Here is a 1,524-nt window from a genome sequence, read left to right as displayed (position 1 = left end):
CCGTTCGCACGCTGGATCGCCTCGATAGACAGCCAGGGATGGGGCGTAGGCGTGCGACAGCACGCGCTCAGGCATCGCATCGCCAAGACCGACGCGCTCGGCGCCGACTTCATGGAACGCTGGTATCGCACGCAATGCGCGCGAACGCTCGAAACACCGCGACACCTGCCCGAGGCCGCGGCGTCTACTCCACCGCCACCAACCGCCGACCCCTGGGAACGCGCGATCGCGCAGGCTCGCGCCGAGATCCGCGCCCTGATCGAGAGCGGCGATCTTGATCACGATGAGATCACCACCGGATGGATCGAGACCTGGGCGGCCGAGATCTACGCCGACGCGGCCTGACGGAGGTAACCATGCTCACCGACCGCTCCCAGCGCTGGCGCGACCGGCGCAGCTTGTTCGTTGCCGGCGACAGCGTGATCGACCCGCGCCGCTACGCCGTCGATGTCGTCGCCCATGATACTGCCCGCGCATTCCTCGCCGACCATCATTACCTCCCGCGCTATCCCGCCGCCCAGCTCGCCTGCGGGCTGTTCGGTCCGGGCGACCCGGGCAGATCCGCGTTGGTCGGTCTCATCGTGTTCGGCGTGCCGGCGACCGGCGCGGTCATCACCCGGCACACCGGCTATGCCGATCCCGCTCGGGGCTGCGTACTGCAACGGCTCATCTGCCTGCCCTCGGTCGCCGCGAACGGCGAAAGCTTCTTCACGTCGCGCGCCTTCCGCCTCCTGCGCCTCGCCAAGCCCCGGATCGACGCTGTCGTCAGCTTCTCCGATCCCGCCTTCGGCCATTGCGGCGTCGTCTATGCCGCGCTGTCGGGCGCCTATCGCGGCCGCACGAGGCCGCGGACGGTGCTGCGCATCGCCGGCGAGCTGATCTCGGAGAGAACGCTGTCGAAGATCCGCAACCTCGAATCCGGCCATGCCGGGGCGATCGACCAGCTGGTGCGGCTCGGTGCGCCGAGGCCGGAGGCGCACGAACACCCCGCCGACTGGCTCGCGCGGCTCCGTGCCGACAATCTGCTCCGCCCGCACCGGCAAAGCCCGCTGTTCACCTATTGCTTCGAGCTGACGCGCGACGCCCGGCGCACCGCGCGCGATCTGCCCCGGCTTGCCTATCCGCGCCGGAGCGACGCGATCCGCGAAATCCTCGCGGCATGATCCCCGCGCCAGCGGCGCGAGGGAAGGGGAGCGGGAGCGGGCGGCATGTCACCGACATGCCGGAAGGAGCACCGCCCGTGGATATCCATCTCGCCATCGCCAGCGTCCAGGCCGACGCTGCCCGCATCGCGCGCTACACCGATCGACGCGACCGTTTCCTCGATGCGCTGGACTGGTCCGCGCTCGACGAACAGACCGCGCGCGAGGCCGCGATGCTCGACGATCTGCTCGCCGGCGATCTCGCCGACGCCGCGCTCTACATCCTCTGGCTGGAAGAACGCCTCGCCAGCGGCGAAACCGATGTTCCAGGCGTTCTTCGCTTCTACCCGCACCCGCGCCCCTGGCACGGCGAGTGGATCTC

The 1,524-nt window shown here is 69.8% G+C and carries 2 protein-coding genes and 1 pseudogene; all 3 read left to right on the top strand.

All coding sequences use genetic code 11. From position 1 onward, the window contains the following. Nucleotides 1–345, top strand: a pseudogene (locus JHC57_RS21830) (hypothetical protein); the annotation flags it as partial. Nucleotides 346–356: 11 nt separating this feature from the next. Continuing rightward, on the top strand, nt 357–1,163 hold the full coding sequence (locus JHC57_RS21825; RefSeq protein ID WP_294032674.1) for a hypothetical protein: 807 nt from the start codon (nt 357–359) through the stop codon (nt 1,161–1,163). 77 nt (nt 1,164–1,240) lie between these two features. Continuing rightward, nucleotides 1,241–1,524 (top strand): hypothetical protein (locus JHC57_RS21820; RefSeq protein WP_294032673.1); only part of this gene is annotated, 284 nt, incomplete at its 3' end.

The sequence above is a fragment of the Sphingopyxis sp. genome (genome assembly GCF_016463645.1).
Lineage (GTDB): Bacteria > Pseudomonadota > Alphaproteobacteria > Sphingomonadales > Sphingomonadaceae > Sphingopyxis.
This window is presented reverse-complemented; position numbering and strand designations above follow the sequence as displayed.